The organism is Flavobacterium pasteuri (genome assembly GCF_048286615.1).
Lineage (GTDB): Bacteria > Bacteroidota > Bacteroidia > Flavobacteriales > Flavobacteriaceae > Flavobacterium.
On record NZ_JBLVPN010000006.1, the window covers coordinates 24107 to 43268 of the forward strand.

A 19162-nucleotide genomic window follows, 5' to 3' on the forward strand; every position below is an offset into this window, starting at 1 on the left:
CAAAAATACAAATTATTTTTTTATATTTGAAAATATTATTTCATATTTGCAAAATAAATAACATTTATTAAATTCTTACAATATGAAATTTAAGTATCATCACATGAATCTATGCACCGAAGATGTGTCAAGATTATCCAAATTTTATCAAAATATTTTCGGCATGACTCGCATTCAAGACGAAGAACATGGTTTGACTACCGAGGACACAGAAAATAGGTACGATGGTCAAGTTGAATTTGTAACCGATGGTACCATAGAATTTCATATTACCCAAAAGGATAATGATGCAGGCCACAGAATGAATCAGTGGATTAATCCAATTAAAAATGGTCATTTCTGTTTTAGAACGGATGACATAGAAGGATTCAAAAAGAAATTAGAAGAACAGAATATACCGTTTGCAGATTATGGCAAATGGGCATTAGCAGGTTGGTATCAAATTTTCTTTCACGACCCAGATGGAAACATCATCGAAGTACATCAAATAGGTATGTAATTTGATTTACGATTTATTTTACTTAAAATAGCAGATCTTTATTTAAAAATAATCGTAAAAAAATCAAAGTATGAAAGACAAAGAAGAAAATGGAGCTTATTCAGCACCAGCATTAGATAAAGGTTTGGATATTTTAGAAGTTCTTAGTAAGTCTGAAAACGGACTGACACAGCAAGAAATTGCTGTTCAACTTGGGAGAAAATTGGGAGAGATTTATCGGATGTTGAATTGTCTGGTGCAAAGGAATTATGTTGCTAATTATGGTAATGTATATACCATTACTTCTAAGATGTTTCAACTGTCACATTTTCACCCGCCTACTTATCGTTTATTGACCGAAGCACTTCCTATTATGGAGAGTTTATCAAGAGCAGTGTCTTTCCCCTGTGATTTAAGGGTTTATAATAATGGTTTTCAAACCGTTATAGCATCAATTCAGCCGCCAAATGGACTTGGTTTTATGACTCGTGTAGGCTCTGAAATTGAAGTCGCTCCTTCGGCATCTGGAATGGTATTGCTTGCTTTTCAAGACAAAATTATTAAAGATATAAGAGTTCGAGAAAGTCTTCCAAATTCATCTGTAGCCGAAATAGAAACTTTTAGCAATGGTCTGGATGAGGTAGTTTCTAAAGGATTTGCGTCTATAAAGAGTAAGCAGTATGCCGGGCTTCATGCTATTTCATTCCCTATATTAGATATGAATGGAAATGCAATAGCAGCAATGACAGTACCTATGTTAGCTCGAATTGATGGAACCGAGCAATTTCCGCATGAAAAGGTAGAAGAAATATTAAGAGAATGTGTATCGAGTCTAAGTCAAAAAATAGCAATATCTAATGTAAACTAAATAATTCAATTATGTTATGTCCCAAGTTAAATATGAAATTTATAAAATTAGCACTATTTTTTGGTTTGTTTTTAAATTTCATTTTTGTAGCCAATGCTAAAAACTCTTCAATTATTGTTGTGCATGATATTTATTTAAACCCTAATACAGGCAACGATACTAATGCTGGAACAAAAGAAAATCCTTTGAAAACTTTGTGTGAAGCAGCAAAACGTGTAAATCAAACAAGTGGAGAAGGAACTATAACGGTTTACTTGTCATCTGGTATTTATGGTTTGAATGAAACGGCTGATTTCAATCCGGTAAATCATATGTTCACTAAAACCAATCGTCTTGTCATTCGTGCAGAAATATTGCCTGACGATATTAGCTGGAATCCTTCAGATATGCCCATAATTATTTCTACTATGTCTTTTTTGGTAGAAAAAGATGATAAAGGAAAAATAACTGGAAGCCAAAATTTTGGTATTCTCATTCAAAATAGCCATGCTACTATTCAAGGATTAAGGGTTTTAGGAGAGCCAGTACATGAAAATCCATCTAAAGGAATACTAATTAGAAATTATCCAATTGTTTGGGAAGGAAAAGATCTAGAAGATCTTAGAATAACCCAATGTTTGTTTTTGGGAGATAAATTTGCTGCTCCCAATCATCTTGGAGTTTTAGCAAATGGTAAAGCTCTTGAAGTGGATCATTGCGTTTTTTATGGTGTAAAAGACGCTGTAGTTATGTGGAATAATCCAGCCTTAAACTCTTCAATGCACCATAATCTTATAATTAATAGTTACGGTGGTATTGTGTGGACGTGGTCTGCCACTAACGATTTTAAATTTTACAACAATGTAATCAGTAATGCTAATGTGCTATGGATTTTAGATAAAGATGAAAAAGAATCTTATTTGATTGAAAATTCGATTATAGTAGGTTATAATTCTTATGTAAACAAAGGTGGCGGTGCACATGGATTTGGTGAAACTGGAAATCCAGATAAACTAAAGATAGCTAAAGATGTTATTATAAAAAAAGAAGGCAAATTAGAAATAATAGAAGATCAAACCAATAAATTTTATTTGCATATTAAACTAGGTACACTAGGTTCAAATTTAGGTGCAGGATTATTTATAAAATAGCTTGATTATAATAGAATAGGGTTTTTGTACAGTTATTAATTTCAGTATTGGTTGCAAATTTGAAAATAGGAAAGTGAAAAATTTAAAATACATTTTGCTGTTTTTTTTGATTATTTATAAAAATTTGTTAAGTCAAAAAAATAAATTCAATCACAAATTCCCATAATTGTGTCCATCTCTTTTGAAAATTTAGATGCTAAAGAAGTACTGAAATGACTAAAAAAACTTCGGTGTTAGTTATTGTTTAATCTATTTTTTTTGTCAAAATAAAAGATTTGAATTTTTAAAATGATAGAAAATTTATTTCAATGATTTATAAATATTAAAATCGTGAAAATATCAATTGGGATCATTGTTCTCTGTGTAGAAATTGAACCCGCAAAGTACTTTAGGAATCTTAAAATGACAAAAAAATAATAGACTTTACTTTTTGAAAAAAACTTATTTTAATTAATTATCCATGAAAAAAACGTACAACATTTTACTTGTAATTTCTGCTGTTTCTGCTATTTTGGCATTACTAATGTTAATTTTTGGAGGTGAATTATTGGCAACAGGTCCTTTTATAGTGAGCTCACTTATATGTTTAGCAATAGGAGGTCGCAACGTTTCAATTCTAAATCAAATGTCGTTTACTATTTGGGTGATAGCTGCAGTTTCAGTCGGTTTTTTTTATCCGCAATATTTTCAAAAAATTGGAGATTTTAAATTCACGGGTTTTATAGTTCCGCTTATTCAGTTGATTATGTTTACTATGGGTACAGAAATGAGTCTGAAAGATTTTGAGGGCGTTATTAAAACACCCAAAGCAGTTTTGATTGGTCTAATTAGTCACTTCACTATTATGCCTTTAGTTGGTTTTACTTTAGCTAAAAGTTTTGGTTTTCCACCTGAAATTGCTGCTGGTGTTATACTGATGGGTTCGGTACCAAGTGGAGTTACCTCAAATGTTTTAGCATTTATTGCTAAAGCAAATATGCCTTTGTCAGTAACTATTGCTGCAATTTCTACACTTTTGGCACCGTTTTTAACCCCTTTATTAATGAAATTACTAGCAGGTCAATACGTCGCTATTGATTTACAAGCCATGATGCTGCATGTAGCTGAAATCATTATTTTACCAATAATATTAGGTTTGCTTGTCAATAGATTCCTTAAAAATTCTGTTAAGAAGATACAATTTATTTTGCCTAAAATTTCAATGTTAGGAGTATTGATGATGATGATAGTTATTGTCTCATCTGGGAGAGATTCTTTGTTAGAAATTGGACCATTGTTATTTTTATCAGCAATGATTCATCATACAATTGGGTATTTATTAGGCTATTGGAGTGGAAGGTTTATGGGTCTGGATGAAGCGTCTTGTCGAACAATTTCTTTGGAAGTAGGAATGCAAAATGGGGGACTGGCATCTGGAATTGCTTTACAAATGGGAAAAATTGCTACAGTTGGTTTAGCATCAGTGATAGCAGTTCCTTGGATGACTATTTCAGGGTCAATGTTATCAAATTGGTGGAGAAGTAGAGCATCTGAAAAAGTCTAAAGTATCATCTTCTAATTTTAGAATTGTAAATCTTTTTTTACCAAAATTTGACATCAAATTATGAAATCAAAATTTCTTTATATCGTACCAATAATACTTTTTATTATTTTTAGTTTTAAGAAAAATAATAATGAAAACAACGGATTAGATGGAAGTTTACCTCAATTGGGTAAAAATTCTATACATGAAATTCTTCAAGCCCTAACACTTGAAGAAAAAGTAAATCTGATTACAGGAATGGGAATGTTTATTTCGGGACTTCCTGAGGGAATGATTCCTGAAATGGATCCTAGTGATGCTGGTATTCCTGATAAAATTTTAGGATCTGCAGGACGTACTCACGCAATCCCTCGTTTAGGAATTCCTTCTATCACTTTGTCAGATGGTCCAGCTGGTGTACGAATTTCTCCTATTCGAGGGAATGATTCCACAAAAACATATTATGCAACTGCATTTCCCATTGGGACTTTAGTAGCCTCTACTTGGGATACTGATTTGGTTCTGGATATGGGTAAAGCCATTGGTAATGAAGCTAAAGAATACGGCGTTGATGTTTTGCTGGGACCAGCTATGAATATTCATCGTAATTCTTTGGCGGGACGTAATTTCGAATATTTTTCTGAAGACCCATTGGTTTCTGGAAGTATTGCCGCGGCTATAGTTAATGGTGTACAAAGTAATGGAATTGGTACTTCCATGAAACATTTTGCAGCAAATAATCACGAGTTTAATAGGTTCCGAATGAACGTACATGTTAGCGAAAGAGCTTTACGAGAAATTTATTTAAAGAACTTTCAAGTTGCGCTTCAAAAAGCTGATCCGTGGACAATCATGTCGTCATATAACATGATTAATGGTACTTATACTTCGCAAAATAGGTCTTTGTTAGATACTTACTTAAGACAAGAATCCGGATTTAAAGGCTTAGTGATGACTGACTGGTTTGCAGGTAAAAATGCTGTTGAACAAATGGTAGCAGGTAATGACCTTTTGATGCCAGGAACAAAGGCTCAAAAGATATCTATTATCGACGCCGTAAAAACTGGTAAACTTTCAATGAAGCAGTTAGATGAGAATGTTAAACACGTATTAGAACTTGTTTTAAAATCACCTACTTTTAAAGGTTATAAATATTCTGAAAGTCCAAATTTGAAACAACATGCTAAAATTTCTCGTCAAGTTGCGAGTGAAGGTATGGTTTTATTGAAAAATGAAGGAGTTTTACCAATGACAACCATAAAAAAAGTGGCTTTATTTGGGAATAACAGTTATGAATTAATTGCTGGAGGAACTGGTAGTGGTGATGTTAATAAAAGTTATATGATTTCCTTGGACAAGGGATTAGAAAATGCCAATTATACTGTTCAAGCAAACTTAGCAACAAGTTATAAACACTATTATAAAGTGGCTAAAGCCAAGTTACCTCCGCCTGCATCTCCTTTTCACCCTCATACAGTTGTTCCAGAAATGCATATTGACACTGCGTTAGCTCAAAAAATGGCATTGGAAAATGATATTGCCATATTTACAATTGGGAAACACTCTGGTGAATTTGTTGATAGAACTTTAAGCGAAGATTTCAATTTAACAAATTCAGAAAAAGCAGCATTAGATGCCGTTTCAAAAGCTTTTCATTTACAAGGTAAAAAAGTAGTTGTGGTATTAAATATTGGAGGTGTCATTGAAACCGCCAGTTGGAATGATAATGCGGATGCCATTTTGTTAGCTTGGCAAGGAGGTTTAGAAAGTGGCAATGCTATTGCTGACATTTTGAAAGGGAATGTCAACCCTTCAGGAAAATTAGCAACTACCTTTCCTGTCGCTTACACAGATGAGCCTTCTAGTAAAAATTATCCGGGTAAAGTTACTGAAGTGATAACTAATAAAATGTTATTAGCAGATACAGACGCTGCTGAAGTTACTTATGAAGAAGGTATTTATGTTGGCTATCGTTATTTCAATACCTTCAAAGTGAAGTCTTCCTATGCTTTTGGGTACGGCTTATCTTATACCACATTTAGATATGATAATTTAACATTGAGTAGTACTACATTTAAGGATAAGCTCAAAGTTACTATTACGGTGACTAATAGCGGTAAAGTGGCAGGAAAAGAAATCGTACAACTATATTTATCAGCCCCAACTAATCAACTAAATAAGCCTGAAAGTGAATTAAAAGCTTTCGGAAAAACTAAACTCTTGCGGCCTAATGAATCTCAAACTTTAATTTTTAATATCTCGACTGCTGACTTAGCATCTTTCAGTCCTGCAAAATCTTTGTGGATAGCTGATGCAGGAAGATATACTATCAAAATTGGAAGCTCGTCATTAGATATTAAAAATAAAGTCTTTTTTACTTTGCAAAAATTACAACAGTTGTCGAAAACAGCTAAAATTTTATTGCCTCAAAAAGCGATCAAAGAACTTAGTAAGTAGTAATGCTCAATCAATCATAATTCAATAACATGGAAATAAGTAAAATTACCGTCATTGGAGCTGGCAATATGGGCCATCAGATCGCATTATGTGCGGCTTTGTCTGGATTTCAAGTAAAATGTACAGATACCAATCCTAATATTCTTGCAAAAGCAATTGCGTTTGCAGATAATTACCTGAAAGAAAGGGTAACTAAAGGAAAATTAAGCGAAGAATCAGCCAGTCAAGCTAAAGCAAACCTTGAGTTTGTAACAACAATTGAAGAAGCAGTCGTAGAGGTTGATCTTGTAATTGAAGCTATTATTGAGAAATTGGAAGTAAAAAGAGAACTTTTTGCTCATTTAGATAAAATTTGTCCAGCTCGCACCATTTTAGCGACCAACAGCTCATACATTGTAAGTTCTAAAATTGCTGATGCAACCAATCGTCCGGAGAAAGTTTGCAATATGCATTTTTTTAATCCTGCCTTAGTGATGAAATTGGTTGAAGTGGTTCAAGGACCGCACGTTTCAGAGGAAACAGTTGGTTCAGTAATGAATGCTGCAAAAAAAATGAATAAAACACCTGTTTTACTTCACAAAGAGATATACGGTTTTCTCGTTAACCGTCTCTTGCAAGCCACAAGACAGGAAGCCTTAAAACTACTGGATATGGGCGTTGCAAGTTTTGAAGATATTGACACAGCCGCCATGAATGGATTAGGTTACCCAATGGGACCATTCCAGCTATTAGACCTTACTGGTATAGATCTAGCCTATCATGTAGGAATGGAAAAATACGAAGAAAGTGGGGATCCCGCTGACAGACCTTCTCCCACTGTTGTTGAGAAATTTACAAAAGGAGAATGGGGAAAAAAAGTAGGCAAAGGGTTTTATGATTATGAGCAATAATAAAAATAATAGATTAAGAAGTTTTAAAAATCAAATTTATCATGAGACATATTTTTTTACTTCTGTTATCTGTGTTTTTTTTATTTGGATTTGAATCACAATCAATTGGTTACAAGGACATAAAAGTCAAAAAAGATACTTCTGTAAAGATATTTGGTTCTACTAAATATACGAATGACAATTTTGTTAACAAAAAAGTATCAGATACAATTAAGAATGATAGTAAGAAAGAAAAATTAAAAGACCGCCTTACTAATGGGGAGGTTTTAAAAGGTGCAGTAATCAACATCACTCATCCTACATTGGTAGAAGTAGTTTGTGAAGCTGGGGCTGATTTTCTTTTCTTGGATTTCGAACATGGTTTACGTGACTATAACGATATTGGACAGGCTATTATTGCAGCTGAACTTCATAAAGTTCCTACTCTTGTTCGACTGGGTGAACGTTCCTTAAATCTGACAGAACGAATATTAGACGCTGGAGCCAATGGCTTTTTATTCCCTCATGTAGAAACAGCAGAAGAAGCTGCCGAATTGGTCTCGTGGTGTCGATATAAACCGTCAGGTGTAAGAGGTTCAGGTTTTGCAAGAGCTTCAATTAGTTATAGTGGTAATGAATATGAACGCCGTCAGCAAGCAAGCAAAGATGTAGTTTGCATTATGATTGTCGAAAGCTTAAAAGGAAAAGAAAATTTATCTAAAATATTGGCAGTTGAAGGTGTTACTGGTGTCGCTATTGGTCCAGGTGATATTTCGATGGAGCTCGGAGTGAGTAATTGGAAGGATCCGAAGGTAGTACAGGTATTAGATGAGATGGCTGCAGTAGTTAAATCGTTTCCCAATAAAGCATTTCTTCGTCTTGCACTTACACCAGATGAAGCCGTAAAAAATGCAGAAGCGGGTGCCAATATGATTCTGCTGACCCATGATTGGCAGCTTATAAAAGGTATGTATTCTGGGCTTTTCAAGGATATTAGTAACAAAATTAATCAGGCAACTAAAAATTAGACTTAACCATTTTATAAATTAAGTCTGATATAAACATTCTTTTAAAAATAATAAGATTATGAAAAACTACCTCGTATCTTTCTTTTTATACTTTACGGTTTTTGTAAACGCTCAAAACCCAATTGTAGGAACTAGTAATGGTAAAATTCAAGGTATAACAAGTACAGATAAAACAGTTCGTATTTTTAAAGGTATTCCTTTTGCTGCTGCACCCATTGGTGATTTACGATGGAAAGCACCACAAATTCTAAAAAAATGGAAAGGAATAAAACATTGTACTGCCTTTTCCGCAAGTCCCATGCAAAATAAACCTCAGCCATTCTTTTGTTGGACAGAGGAGTTTCTTGCACAACCCGAACCTATCAATGAAGATTGCTTGTATCTAAATGTATGGACTACCTCAAAATCTAAATCCAAAAAACCCGTTTTTGTATGGATTTATGGCGGAGGCCTAAATAGTGGCTCAGCAAATTGTCCTATATATGATGGCGAAGAAATGGCTAAAAAAGGGGTGGTTTTCGTTAGTATTAACTATCGAGTTGGAGTTTTTGGCTTTATGGCACACCCAGAATTAAGCAAAGAGTCTGGTCATCAAGCTTCAGGTAACTATGGTTTTTTAGACCAAGTAGCAGCATTAAAATGGGTTCAAAAAAACATTACTGCCTTTGGTGGTGATCCTAATAATGTTACGATTGCGGGTCAATCTGCAGGAGCGTTTAGTGTAACAGCTTTGATTGCATCACCATTAGCAAAAGGTTTATTTCAGAAAGCTATTGCACAAAGTGGTGGTTTGCTTTCTAATATGCTTAGTCAAAATTTAAAAAATTCCGAAGAGCAAGGTGTTATTTTTATGAAAAAAGCAAACACTAATTCATTAGCTGAATTGCGAAAAAAGTCAGCCGAAGAATTGCAAATACGAAGCAATGATCCAGAAGTAGGAAGATTTGGAACAACGATGGATGGCTATGTTTTACCTATTAATTTGTTAGAACATTTCAAGAAAGGTTTGCACAATCAAACCCCTATTTTAACAGGATGGGTAACCGGTGATGGAAGTTTTATGGGTGATTCTAATATGACTGTAGACGATTATAAAAAAGAGGCTCAAGCAAAATATGGCGATAAAGCTAACGAGTATTTAAATATTTTTCCTGCAACTACGAGCGATGAAGTTAAAACAGTAAAACAAAAATTGACATTACTAGGTTTTGCAGGATTGCCTTCCCATCTTTTAGCAAGTTTTAATAACAAAGCAAGTTACATCTACCAATTTGGTCATGTTGCACCAGACAAGCCAAATTTCCCTAATTATGGAGCTTTTCACACCTCTGAGGTTCCATATGTACTTCATAATTTGCATACTTGGAATCGTACTTGGCAGCCATTAGACAAAGAAATAGCTACTGTTTTTTCGTCGTATTGGATCAATTTTGCAAAAACGGGAAATCCTAATGGACACAATTTACCGGAATGGAAAAATTATAATAAGCAGTCAGGCACTATCCTAGTAGTTGATGATAAAATAGCATCAAAGTCAGAATTATTAAAAAAAGAATTTGATTTTTTAGAAACAAATAATTAAACCTAACAACTTTATTCACTAAAACAATATCAATATGTATTCAAAATTAGTAACCGCTTTCATTTTTCTGTTTTTTATGTTAAATCTTCAAGCGCAGCAAAAAAATTTAATAAGAGCTTTTCAGCCCGTTAATGTGGTCAATAAAATACCTTATGGGAACAACCCTAAAGCAGGACATTATGTACAAGCAAATGATGCAAAAATTTATTATGAAGTATACGGTAAAGGTCAACCAATAGTATTGTTACATGGCGGATTGTTTGGCTCAACTGTTGAGTTTTCAGATTTTATAAATCGCTTTAAGAAAAGGTATCAAGTAATTGCAATTTCTACCCGTGGTCACGGTAAATCTGAATTAGGCACTGAGCCACTAACCCTTGAACAACGTGCTACTGATGCTATTACGGTTATCAATGCAGTAACTAAAGACAGTGTTATTGTAGTTGGCTTTAGTGATGGTGGTTATTCGGCCTATAAATTAGGTGCAATGTATCCACAACGAGTAAAAAAAATGATTGTGATGGGAGCAGGGGAAATAAGTCCAGGACTAAGAGAATTTAAATTTACAGCACAACAAGCACAAGAAATGGATAAACCTTTTTGGAAACAGCAATTGAAATTAATGCCAGAACCTACTAGAATTGAGGATTTATTTACACAAGTAGCAAATTGTTATAATAATGTTACGGTGAGCAAAGAGGTATTGAGTGCAATAAAATGTCCTGTTTTAGTAATGGCAGGCGATAGAGATGGAGGTAATCCTGTTGAACGTGTAGTAAGTGCTGCAAGATTTATCCCAAAGTCTCAAATTGCAATTATTCCTAATGCTGGGCACGGTTGTTTCTTGGAAAATTTTGACGCAACATGGGCATGTATTGTTCCATTTTTAAAATAATAATCGTTAAAATATTAAGGGGGAACTAATTTTATGGAGTACCCTTAATTTATATCAAAAGGTAAAGTAAAAGTACCAATCAATCATTTTAAAACCTACCTCTAGATTTTCTGGGGACATATAACCTTCCGGATTTATTCGGATAGATGCTAAACTTGTGTCTTTTTTTTGCAGTATCAGCTAGAAAATTGACTAAAGAAAATTTGTGAACCATAATTAAAAACTAAATATTAACTAAATTAAAAAAAATGAAAAAATTATCATTTAATGATAAACTAGGCACTTTCTGGTTGCTATGTTTATTTATACTTTCAAGTGCAGCTTTTGCACAAAATACGGGAAGTATTTCGGGATTTGTAAAAGATAAAAACGGAACACCACTCTCAGAAGTTACTGTTAAACTATCTTCGGCTAATGGAACAGATCGAAGTACCAAAGTCGATTCTTTGTCTTACTATAATTTTAAAAACTTACCAAACGGTAAATACAAACTTCTTTTTACATTAATGGGACATTTATCATCAACTTCCCTAGTTACTGTAGAAAATAATGATGTTGTGTTTAATGGGCAATTGGTCGAAGATCCAATGCAATTAGATGCAGTAGTAGTTACTGGAGGGAATCCTAAACGAAAAGTTGAATCAAGTGTTGCGATTACTACAATGTCAGCAAAAGATATTCAACAAAGATCGCCTCTTAATAATATTGATTTATTGAAATCAATTCCCGGTCTTACCGTAGAAAGTAGCGGTGGTGATGGTCCCGGAAATGTATGGGTGCGTGGATTTCCACAAGGTGGAGGTTACATCTATTTAGGGATTTTAGAAGATGGACTTCCTGTTTTGCCTACTGGGTATAGCACGATTCCTTCGGCAGATCAATACTATAAATCAGATCTTACCACAAAAAATGTTGAAGCAATCCGTGGTGGTAATGCAGCCATAGTTTTAGCGAACACTCCTGGTGCAGTCATTAATAATATTAGCTACGTTGGTGCAGCTAAAAGTTATGGAGAATTAAAAGTAACATCTGGTCTTTCTCAAGGTTTATACAGAGTAGATGGGAATACAGGTGGTTCTTTTGGTGATAATGTAAAATATAATATTGGAGGTTTTTATCGTACCGATAAAGGAATTGTGCCTCCTCCTTATTCAGCAGGGCAAGGTGGACAATTAAAAGCGAATATAACCTATCATTTCAAAAACAATAAAGGATACTTTAGACTTTTAGGAAAATATATAGATGATAAAGTATACTGGCGTCTACCTAGTTATTATTCTTATGATGGCTCAGGTAAGCCAAAAGCGCTTCCAAACTATGACATTTTCACGCAATCTATGGAAATGGTAGATTCAAAATGGGATTATACTAATGCCTCTGGAAAAACTACTAGTTATGATCTTTCAGATATTTTGCATACTAAACTGGGTGCAGTGGGGTTTCAATTTAATTATAAAACCGACAATGATTGGCAGATAACAAATAATTTTCGTTATCAAACCAACAATACTAGTTTTAACTCAACACTTCCATTAGGAGTACAGCAATATGCGTCTGGAGTTGATTATACATATTTAGACGGAAGTTCTGCTGTATATGCGGCAAGTGATTATAATGTTTTTGCAGTAGCACTATTGCAGAAGAATAAAGACACACAAATTATGAATTTTCTTGATTTTAAAAAGAAAGTAAAAAAACATAGTCTTGGTATGGGGCTTTCGCTACATCAATTTAATGTGAATAACGAACCCAATGATGCTTTCGTTTACTTCCAAGAATTGAAAGAAAATCCTCGTCGTTTACTTATTCCAGCCTTCGGATTTGGAGGAAATGGGATGCTACCGGCTTCTAGTTCTATCGCTATAGCAGATACTCGTATTTTATCCAGTTATATAAATGATGAAATTGCGTTGAGTGATAAATACAGACTTGATTTAGGTTTTCGTTTAGACAATCAGAATGTTGATGGAAAAAGACCTTATTATGGTGTGAATTCAGATGGTACGCCAAATTTTCAGGCTCCAGCTTCTATGAATATAGCTGGTAGAATGGATTATTCTGTTTCCGAAACCAATTGGGCATTTTCTGCAGGACTTAACAACAAAATAAATGAAAACGCAGCCATGTTTGCCCGACTTACCAGAGCATACAATACTCCAACATTCAATGATTATGGTGCAACAACATATAATGCAGCATCTATCAAAAAACGTCCTGTATATTTAGCGGAGTTAGGCTATAAATATGCTAACAATGGTTGGTCTTTGTTTAGTTCTGTTAGTTATTCTGCTATTAATAATGTGTCTTTAGCAATCAATGTACCTACTAGTGTTGGATTACAGGCCTTATTAGCTTTTGGATCTACCAGAACCTTGAGTGCAGAGTATGAGGTGGCTTATAAGGTTTCTAATAATTTAGGATTAAGACTTACAGGAACACTACAAGACGCTAAATATACTGATTATGAGGCGTCTACTAATACAAATCCTATAGTATTGGCAGAATTAGGAGATAAAACCTATAGTTTTACTGGAAATAGAGCAGAAAGAGTTCCTGTTTTAAGTACTGAACTATCTGCAAATTATGATTATAAAAAATTCTACACCAATTGGGGTATTATTTATACAGGAAGTCGTTATACGTCTCCATCTGAAAGTTATAAATTACCAGCATACGTAACCGCAAGAGCGAGTGCAGGATATAAAATGACAAAGTCACTTGATGTTAAATTTTGGGTAGATAATTTAACTAATACCAGAGCACTTACTGAAGGAGATACGAGAGGAGATCAATTTAGAGATTTTTCAACAGTAGCTCCAGGAAGCCTTATGATTGGTAGAACTATTTTACCTCGTAGTTTTTGGGCTTCAATATCTTACAGTTTTAAATAAATATTTTGATAGTAATCAATATAACTATTCTATTCATTTGCATAATATATCCTTAGTAGTGTTATATTAATTGTTAAAAAAATGTTACAGAATTTGAAAGAGGTTGCCTTACAAAGGCAACCTTTTCATTTTTTTTGAAAATAGTAAATGATTAATCCTAATTTTACCTTCATATGATAGAATTTAAACTAGATAAAATCTTGCAAGTAGATAACAAAAATATTTATGTAAAATATCATCATGCTTTTGTAGGTCGTCCAACAATTGTTTTTTTACATGATTCTTTAGGCTGTGTTACTTTGTGGAGAGATTTGCCACAAAAAATATCAGAAGCTGTAAAGTGTAATGTACTTGCATATGATCGAATAGGGTACGGAAAATCAGATGCGATGCCAACTCATGTGAGACCTGTAAATTATCTTCAACTGGAAGCCGATTTCTTAAATAAACTATTGATTCAAATCAGTGTAAAAGAGGCAATCCTTTTCGGACATAGCGACGGTGGCTCTATTGCATTGATTACAGCTGCTAAACATCCAGACAGAATTAAGGCCGTAATCTGTGAAGCGGCACATATTTTTGTTGAACAAGAGACAATTAAAGGGATTTCTAACGCAATCGAAGCTTATAATTCGACAGATCTTGCAGACCGACTTGCAAAATATCATGGAGATAAAGTGGCGAGTATCTTTAAGGCTTGGACGGAGACTTGGACTAGTATTGATTTTAAGGACTGGAACATTGAATACCTATTGAAAGATATCACTTGCCCTTTGCTTTTTATCCAAGGTGAAGCCGATGAGTACGGGACATTAGAACAGGTTAACAGAACTATTAACCAAGTACGCGGATTAACTAAAAAATTTGTCATTCCTGAAATAGGTCACACCCCACACAAGGAAGCTCCTGAAAAGACTTTTGAAGCAGTCAAAGATTTTATAGAGAAAATGGAATAGTTAACTTATTTATAAAATTAACTAAATATAACTGTATTATGCACTAGTTCACTTAGCCTTGTATATATACAAGTGCTAGATGGACAGGCTAACTTAGCCCTCCATTTCTATGGAGTTTTTTTATGTCCTTACTTTTTTATAAACCTCTAAGCTATAAAATGGTATATCCACAAGATTTTACTATTTGTCTTTTTTCTTTAGACTTCGTCCTCTCGGCTCATCACCTTCATAAAGTACAATTTCAGAATGTAGGAATTGTGCGGCAGCTGCAGAGTCGTTCACTTTAGTAGCAGTGCGTGCTAACATTTCTGATTCAAATTCCGTTAATACGCTTTCCCTTATTCCAGCTTTTTCCCATTGAGATAAAGGCCTGCATCCTCTTGTGATCACACGAGCCAATGATAGTGCATCTAGCACTGCTTGATTTGCACCCTGTCCTTTGAATGGACTCATAGGGTGAGCTGCATCCCCAATCAGAGTTGCTTTCTGTGTTTTTGTCAATAACCCTGGTTCTAGTAATTCCCGATCATATACAGGGTAACCAGAAATCTGAGTTACCAGAGTTTCCGCTAAAATTTGAGGAATAGGATTATGCCACTGAGTTCTACGACACGCTTCTTCCTTGAGTGCTTGAGGTCCTTGAGTACTTAACGCCTTAGCATCTTCTTCTGGCATTGGGAAACTCAATTGCCACATTACGGAGTCTGAAGTATATGGCATCATATAAATACGCTCATTACCATTGGCAGTTTGAAATACAGTGGCCGAATCCAGTAATGGATTATTAAGACCTTTGAGTGCTTTCAAAGGACAGATGCCTAATATCACAATACAACCCAGATAACGTAAAGGGCTAATACTATCACCAATGAGTAATCTTCGTACCGAACTTCGAATTCCATCGGCTCCAACTACGAGATCCGCTTTGGCAGTCTTGATTTTCCCATCCACTTGAAAGCTTAGATCAACACCTTTGCCCTCACATTCCTTAAAATCTATTAACTGATGTCCCCACTGTACCGAATCCTGTCCGCCAAGTTGTTGCAGTAACGCTAATCGCAAAGATTGTCTTGCGATATGCACATTGGTACGTTTTTGAAAAGTTTTAGCATCCGATTGGATCCACTTTCTTATTCCCCATTCACCAACAACCTTTCCTTCTGTAGTATGAACCACATGTCTTGTTGAAATCACACCTTCCTCTAATAAGAAAACACCCAATCCTTCAATTGCTTTACTTGCTTGCTGCAAAGTAAGTCCATATCCCTGAGACCTAGCTTCAAAATTATCATCGCGCTCATAAAGGGTAAAAGGAATTCCGCGGTGCAAACAAGCGACAGCAAGAGCTACACCTCCAATGCCTCCTCCAATAATGGCAAGGTGTGGATAGTTTTCTTGATCTGCTATAGGAGGTCTGGAAGAACGAATGAGCCCAGATCCGGAACATTTCAGGCAGGAATGAAGGTGGCCTTTAGGAGGAATTGGAGCCGTCCCTTTGCCATTTGTCTTTTTAAACTGATCTAATGCTATCTGATAGTGGAGTCGCACTTTCTTAGTTAGTCCTCGACTTTTCTTGCCTCTTCCTTGACATTCTAGGCACATAGTCCAGCTTATTTCATCATTTTCCACTTTTTTCACTTCATTATTCATTTAACTAATGCTGGTCATAATTATTAACTTCTATATAATTTAACGGCAGAAATTTACATTTTTCAGCATATTACTGCTTGTGGCAATTGCTTAACTTTTAGGCAAATGATTTCCAACACAAAACTACTTTTTCAAATTGAAATAGAAGGATTTTACAAAGCTATTTATTGAATTTTGTTTTAATCCTATAAAAATAGTTTGTAAACAGATTCGTAAGAACTTCATTAGAAATAATGGAGTTTTTATTTCTTAGAGTTTAGCTGGTATAGAGTGGAAAAAAATCATCATTAAAAATTAAAGGTTTCTTAAATAGATTTGAATGCGTTTTTATTTATCCTAAATTAGGAATATATAAATCTAAAGATATGAATCATTAAAAAGACAATCGAATTCGGATTAGTATTGGGTTAGTAGTATCGGCGAGTGTTTAAAAGAGAATAAAAAGCATTGGGTTTAACCGAAAATGGCATGAAAATTAATCCAATGTCAAGGCACCTAAAATTTCTTCAGACAGGAAAGGTCCACCTGGATATTTTGCCGTATAATCCAGATTCATCCAGATTTGACCGCGTTCATCAACGTGATAATGAAGTTTATTTTTATTGCTTTCATTTACAAATAGCACATTCTTAATTAGAAAATTGACTTTTTCTAAATCAGTCAGAGTACCTATCAGTATTTCTGGGTAAATATGTCCAGTAGTATGGATTAATCGTGGAGTTCCACCTATAGATTTGATACTGGCAGCCATTAATATCGAGTGATCATCACAATCACCAGAAAAATAAAGTAGTGATTCCGTAGCAGTAGCAATATAATCTCGTGCTTTTGGGTCGCTTACGTAGTTCCATCGGCTATTTATTTCTTTGAAAACGGCAAAGCATTGTATAATGGTTCTGTAATCTGAATATCCTTTTATGTCTTTAAAATGTTTAGATGTAGCCATAACTGCAAAATTCCTAATTTTAGGATTTTGATATTCGATGGCATTGATAATTTTTGATTTATTGGGGAACGGAAGCAACTTTGCAATAATAATATCTTGTGGGTATGGATTATCAGACATTGTGTACATTATTGAATTATAATCTTCAAAAACACTGTTAAATCCATAGTTTCCTACAGTGGAACCATAAACTAACACTAATAAATATAGAATGATACAAAACAGAATAATTGTTCTTAAGAATCGAAGGATGATTTGAATTATTACAATCATTATCAAAAACAGCACTACTCTGTCAATATTCAAAAACCAGTTTGGGTTAATTAAATTTTGATGTACTATTATAAAGAGTGGAATAGCAATTAATATATTCAGGATAAAAATAATAACGTCGTCCCAAGGTTTTTTGACCTGGAATCGCTGTTTTATACCCTGAAAATTAATTTCTTTTATTTTTATCATAGTAAAAATAAAAACAGTAATCTAGACTGTTTTTACAATATCCTCAAAAGTACCTTTTTTCTCGATAATTTTAAGTTGAAAAAGTTGATTTTGAACTTTGTTTAACATTTCTGCTGATAATGGTTTTTGTGACCATTTTGTTAACGATAACCATTCTTGAATATCTTCAATTTTTTGATGGTAATTTGAAGCCAACGTTTTATCAATACTTGGGATATCTTTGAATTCCTGTGTAATTTGATTAATGATTGCAAGAGTTTTTGAAATAAGGACTGGATTTTTTTCCAAAACTTCCTCACGAACCGCAATTACAAAACAAGGCCAAGGAGTAGGGCAATCAGCAATTCTTCTGAAAATGCCTTTGTCAACAAGTGGTTTTGTCATGAAACGCTCCCACATAAAATAATCGGCGGTTTCATTTGTCAAAGCTTCAACAGCACCATCAATGGTATTTATAATTTCAAACTGAAGATTATCTGTTTTCCAACCTTGATTATCAGCATTTACATACGCCATTAATTGCGAACCGGAACCTAATCTGGAAATCGCCACTTTGGTGTTTTCTATGTCAGCCAATGTCTTGTAATTTGATTTTGCTGCTACGTGAATCCCCCAAATTAATGGGCTTTCAACATAAACCTGAACTATTTTACTCGGGTTTCCGGCAACAATATCTTTTACGATTCCTTCCGTTAGGATTACGGCAATATCTGTTTCGCCATCACGCAGCATTTGACACATTTTTCCGGTTCCTTCAGGAACGTCAGTCCATTGCAAATCGATATTTTCTTTTTCGAAATCTCCATTTTCTATTGATAAATGCCAGGGAAGATTGAAATGTTCCGGAACACCCGCTATTTTTATTGTTTTCATTATAGGTTAGGATTTTTTAATTCGTACCAATTCCAAGAAACGCCCTCCTCCAAGTATTGTTCGGTCATTTCCAGTCCAATTTTTTGCAATATTCTGTTTGATGCGATATTGGCAGTATGCGCTGCGGCTTCCATAATTTTGATATTCATTACATTAAAACCATAATCCAGCCAAGCAAAACTGGCTTCACTTGCATATCCTTTGCCCCAGAATTTTTCGTTTAACCGATATCCAATGTCGTAGAAATGAATTTTATTATTCACCATTTCAGTGTTGTATTTTAATCCGGCCCAACCAATTAATTCATTTGTTTCTTTCAAAATAACCACAAATCGTCCAATGTTATTTTGGATGTATTGTTCTCTAACAAGCTTGATATAGGCATGTACCTCGCTTATATCTGTCAATGGTTTGTTCCAAAGATATTGATGTACATTAGGATTGCTGTCCATTTCAAATAATGCTTCGGCATCTGAAACTAGCATTTCTCTTAAAATTAATCGGTCGGTTTCTAAAATAAGATTCATGTTTTACTAAAATTTGATGGTTCACGAT

At 34.3% G+C, this 19162-nt stretch carries 15 protein-coding genes; 11 read left to right on the forward strand and 4 right to left on the reverse strand.

Going from position 1 to position 19162, the window contains the following annotated elements; genetic code table 11:
* The first annotated feature begins 82 nt into the window (after window positions 1–82).
* The 11 genes from ACNQF6_RS10155 to ACNQF6_RS10205 all read left to right on the forward strand — a co-directional run bounded on the left by ACNQF6_RS10155 (window position 83) and on the right by ACNQF6_RS10205 (window position 14676).
* Window positions 83–499, forward strand: a complete 417-nt coding sequence (locus ACNQF6_RS10155; protein WP_417965543.1) for a VOC family protein — start codon at window positions 83–85, stop codon at window positions 497–499.
* Window positions 500–569: 70 nt separating this feature from the next.
* The gene (locus ACNQF6_RS10160) at window positions 570–1346 is read left to right on the forward strand and encodes an IclR family transcriptional regulator (protein ID WP_282744260.1); all 777 of its coding nucleotides are present in this window, start codon (window positions 570–572) and stop codon (window positions 1344–1346) included.
* Between the two features lie 32 nt (window positions 1347–1378).
* On the forward strand, window positions 1379–2476 hold the full coding sequence (locus tag ACNQF6_RS10165) for a hypothetical protein (RefSeq protein WP_417965545.1): 1098 nt from the start codon (window positions 1379–1381) through the stop codon (window positions 2474–2476).
* 460 nt (window positions 2477–2936) lie between these two features.
* The gene (locus ACNQF6_RS10170) at window positions 2937–4019 is read left to right on the forward strand and encodes a bile acid:sodium symporter family protein (RefSeq protein WP_282744258.1); all 1083 of its coding nucleotides are present in this window, start codon (window positions 2937–2939) and stop codon (window positions 4017–4019) included.
* Between the two features lie 60 nt (window positions 4020–4079).
* Window positions 4080–6455, forward strand: coding sequence for a beta-glucosidase (locus ACNQF6_RS10175; protein ID WP_417965547.1), 2376 nt, complete (start codon window positions 4080–4082; stop codon window positions 6453–6455).
* Window positions 6456–6484: 29 nt separating this feature from the next.
* Complete coding sequence (locus ACNQF6_RS10180; protein WP_417965549.1) at window positions 6485–7345, forward strand: 3-hydroxyacyl-CoA dehydrogenase family protein; 861 nt, start codon at window positions 6485–6487, stop codon at window positions 7343–7345.
* A 41-nt stretch (window positions 7346–7386) separates the two neighbouring features.
* Window positions 7387–8352 (forward strand): HpcH/HpaI aldolase family protein, encoded by a 966-nt coding sequence (locus tag ACNQF6_RS10185; protein WP_417965551.1) that lies wholly within the window; start codon window positions 7387–7389, stop codon window positions 8350–8352.
* 58 nt (window positions 8353–8410) lie between these two features.
* Window positions 8411–9934 carry a carboxylesterase/lipase family protein gene (locus ACNQF6_RS10190; RefSeq protein WP_417965553.1) on the forward strand — a complete coding sequence of 508 codons (1524 nt, stop codon included), beginning with the start codon at window positions 8411–8413 and terminating at the stop codon, window positions 9932–9934.
* Window positions 9935–9968: 34 nt separating this feature from the next.
* On the forward strand, window positions 9969–10829 hold the full coding sequence (locus tag ACNQF6_RS10195; protein ID WP_417965555.1) for an alpha/beta fold hydrolase: 861 nt from the start codon (window positions 9969–9971) through the stop codon (window positions 10827–10829).
* A gap of 248 nt (window positions 10830–11077) precedes the next feature.
* Entirely contained in the window at window positions 11078–13720 is a 2643-nt protein-coding gene (locus tag ACNQF6_RS10200) for a TonB-dependent receptor (RefSeq protein ID WP_417965557.1), read from the forward strand.
* A 173-nt stretch (window positions 13721–13893) separates the two neighbouring features.
* A complete protein-coding gene (locus ACNQF6_RS10205) occupies window positions 13894–14676 on the forward strand; it encodes an alpha/beta fold hydrolase (protein WP_417965559.1) in 783 nt (260 codons plus the stop codon).
* A 180-nt stretch (window positions 14677–14856) separates the two neighbouring features.
* Here ACNQF6_RS10205 and ACNQF6_RS10210 read toward each other — a convergent pair whose 3' ends face one another.
* From ACNQF6_RS10210 to ACNQF6_RS10225, 4 genes are all read right to left on the reverse strand, one after another.
* Window positions 14857–16278, reverse strand: coding sequence for an FAD-dependent oxidoreductase (locus ACNQF6_RS10210; RefSeq protein WP_417965561.1), 1422 nt, complete (start codon window positions 16276–16278; stop codon window positions 14857–14859).
* A gap of 523 nt (window positions 16279–16801) precedes the next feature.
* The gene (locus ACNQF6_RS10215; protein WP_417965563.1) at window positions 16802–17734 is read right to left on the reverse strand and encodes a transglutaminase; all 933 of its coding nucleotides are present in this window, start codon (window positions 17732–17734) and stop codon (window positions 16802–16804) included.
* A 21-nt stretch (window positions 17735–17755) separates the two neighbouring features.
* The gene (locus tag ACNQF6_RS10220) at window positions 17756–18607 is read right to left on the reverse strand and encodes a substrate-binding domain-containing protein (protein WP_417965565.1); all 852 of its coding nucleotides are present in this window, start codon (window positions 18605–18607) and stop codon (window positions 17756–17758) included.
* Window positions 18607–19134, reverse strand: a complete 528-nt coding sequence (locus tag ACNQF6_RS10225; protein ID WP_417965567.1) for a GNAT family N-acetyltransferase — start codon at window positions 19132–19134, stop codon at window positions 18607–18609. Before ACNQF6_RS10225 ends, ACNQF6_RS10220 begins: the two co-directional genes overlap by 1 nt.
* Window positions 19135–19162 lie beyond the last annotated feature (28 nt).

Coding starts and splice junctions, on each gene's coding strand:
- ACNQF6_RS10165 (WP_417965545.1), top strand. CDS start 1,379: ATGAAATTTATAAAATTAGCACTATTTTTTGGTTTGTTTTTAAATTTC.
- ACNQF6_RS10185 (WP_417965551.1), top strand. CDS start 7,387: ATGAGACATATTTTTTTACTTCTGTTATCTGTGTTTTTTTTATTTGGA.
- ACNQF6_RS10195 (WP_417965555.1), top strand. CDS start 9,969: ATGTATTCAAAATTAGTAACCGCTTTCATTTTTCTGTTTTTTATGTTA.
- ACNQF6_RS10210 (WP_417965561.1), bottom strand. CDS start 16,278: ATGTGCCTAGAATGTCAAGGAAGAGGCAAGAAAAGTCGAGGACTAACT.
- ACNQF6_RS10225 (WP_417965567.1), bottom strand. CDS start 19,134: ATGAATCTTATTTTAGAAACCGACCGATTAATTTTAAGAGAAATGCTA.
- ACNQF6_RS10215 (WP_417965563.1), bottom strand. CDS start 17,734: ATGATAAAAATAAAAGAAATTAATTTTCAGGGTATAAAACAGCGATTC.
- ACNQF6_RS10205 (WP_417965559.1), top strand. CDS start 13,894: ATGATAGAATTTAAACTAGATAAAATCTTGCAAGTAGATAACAAAAAT.
- ACNQF6_RS10160 (WP_282744260.1), top strand. CDS start 570: ATGAAAGACAAAGAAGAAAATGGAGCTTATTCAGCACCAGCATTAGAT.
- ACNQF6_RS10155 (WP_417965543.1), top strand. CDS start 83: ATGAAATTTAAGTATCATCACATGAATCTATGCACCGAAGATGTGTCA.
- ACNQF6_RS10175 (WP_417965547.1), top strand. CDS start 4,080: ATGAAATCAAAATTTCTTTATATCGTACCAATAATACTTTTTATTATT.
- ACNQF6_RS10180 (WP_417965549.1), top strand. CDS start 6,485: ATGGAAATAAGTAAAATTACCGTCATTGGAGCTGGCAATATGGGCCAT.
- ACNQF6_RS10200 (WP_417965557.1), top strand. CDS start 11,078: ATGAAAAAATTATCATTTAATGATAAACTAGGCACTTTCTGGTTGCTA.
- ACNQF6_RS10220 (WP_417965565.1), bottom strand. CDS start 18,607: ATGAAAACAATAAAAATAGCGGGTGTTCCGGAACATTTCAATCTTCCC.
- ACNQF6_RS10170 (WP_282744258.1), top strand. CDS start 2,937: ATGAAAAAAACGTACAACATTTTACTTGTAATTTCTGCTGTTTCTGCT.
- ACNQF6_RS10190 (WP_417965553.1), top strand. CDS start 8,411: ATGAAAAACTACCTCGTATCTTTCTTTTTATACTTTACGGTTTTTGTA.